Source organism: Bradyrhizobium sp. UFLA06-24 (assembly GCF_054967145.1).
This window is the reverse complement of record NZ_JADFUE010000183.1, coordinates 1-1,435: the sequence shown is the minus strand read 5'-3', so window position 1 is coordinate 1,435 and position 1,435 is coordinate 1. Positions and strand designations below refer to the sequence as shown.

Annotated in this window: 1 protein-coding gene; it reads left to right on the top strand. The window is 62.9% G+C overall.

Features of this window, described 5'->3' with window-relative positions; all coding sequences use genetic code 11:
- A partial coding sequence (locus IF809_RS38525; protein ID WP_462840075.1) for a flagellin occupies positions 1–1,002 on the top strand: 1,002 nt, incomplete at its 5' end.
- Positions 1,003–1,435 lie beyond the last annotated feature (433 nt).

Here is a 1,435-nt window from a genome sequence, read left to right as displayed (position 1 = left end):
TCGGGAGCTGCGACGCCCGGCACCGCCAGCGGCCAGACCGCGTCCTCGATCGTCGCCGGCGCGCTGCACATCTCGACGGGTGCAAGCTCGGATCTGTCGATCACTGGTACAGGCAATGCGCTCTCGACGCTTGGTCTGACTGGCGCGACCGGCACCGGCACCTCGTTCACCGCGAGCCGCGCTGCGGCCTCCGGCGGTATCTCCGGCAAGACCCTGACCTTCACCTCCTTCAATGGCGGCACGGCGGTCAACGTCACGTTCGGCGACGGCACCGGCGGCACGGTCAAGACGCTCGATCAGCTCAACACGCAGCTTCAGGCCAACAACCTGTCGGCCACGATCGACGCCAACGGCCTGCTCACGGTCTCGGCGACCAACGACTATGCGTCCTCCACGATCGGTTCGGCTGCGGCCGGCGGCACGATCGGGGGCACGGTCACCTCGGCCTTGACCTGGTCGAACCCGACCGCGCCCGTTGCTGATGCTGTTGCCCAGGCGACCCGTTCGAACCTGGTCAATCAGTACAACAACATCATGTCGCAGATCGACACGACCTCGCTGGACGCGTCGTTCAACGGCGTGAACCTGCTCAATGGCGACCAGCTCAAGCTGGTGTTCGACGAGACCGGCAAGTCGAGCCTCAACATCACTGGCGTGACCTTCAACTCGAAGGGTCTGGGCCTCGCCGCGCTGACGCAGGGTACCGACTTCATCGACAACGCTGCGAGCAACAAGGTGCTGGCCAAGCTGAACACCGCGTCGAGCACGCTGCGTTCGGAAGCCTCGACGCTGGGCTCGAACCTCTCGGTGGTGCAGGTGCGTCAGGACTTCAACAAGAACCTGATCAACGTGCTGCAGACCGGCTCGTCCAACCTGACGCTGGCCGACACCAACGAGGAAGCGGCCAACAGCCAGGCGCTCTCGACCCGCCAGTCGATCGCGGTCTCCGCGCTGTCGCTGGCCAACCAGTCGCAGCAGAGCGTGCTTCAGCTGCTCCGCTAAAGCTGACGACATCGCAATCAAGTCATGGCGGCGGGGCTTCGGCCCCGCCGTTTTTTTGTCGGGTGTTCGGTTTCGATGGGCCCGCGACAAAGCCCCGAAAAGTAACCGTCGGTTATGGTTAATGGAGCGTAAGCGCAGACAATCGCCAATGATTTCAGTCTGATTGTCCGAGCGCGCCGCGCCGCTCACCGGTCTATGGTGAACCGACGCTTATGTGGACGATGCTCGTTTCACCATTTGTTAGCCATGTCCCCGCAGGCTGCGCATGTCACTCGATCTGAAGCGATCGAACGAAGACGCGTAAACCAGAAGGGTAAGTTGTTATGTCCGGTATCGTTCTCTCTGCGTCGGTTCGTCAGAACCTGCTCTCCCTCCAGTCCACCGCCGACCTCCTCGCCACCACCCAGTCGCGTCTGTCGACCGGCAAGAAGGT